The organism is Paenibacillus sp. sgz302191, from assembly GCF_057749925.1.
On the sequence record NZ_JBYLHY010000133.1, the window covers coordinates 1 to 255 of the forward strand.

Annotated in this window: 1 protein-coding gene; it reads right to left on the minus strand. The window is 54.9% G+C overall.

Features of this window, described 5'->3' with window-relative positions:
* Window positions 1-255: hypothetical protein (locus tag AC3G2T_RS38925; RefSeq protein ID WP_488438841.1), on the minus strand; the 255-nt coding region annotated here is incomplete at both ends.

Below are 255 nucleotides of genomic sequence, written 5' to 3' on the forward strand. Positions count from 1 at the left end.
TCTGGGATTGCCGGTTGCCGCTTCGGTCATACGCGTAGACGGTCGTTTTGCCCGGCGCCTCGGCTTTTTCGATTCTTCCCGCCGCATCGTAGCTGTAATTCGTTGTGCCGTAGCTGTCGGTTTTCGCTGTTTGTCGGCCTGCGTCGTCGTACGCATAAGCGTACTCGGATATAAGGCTGCCGTCCGGTTTCTTGTTCACGAGCTTCATCAACCGGTTGTTTTTGTCAAACGCATACTCTTCCTTCACTCCGCCCT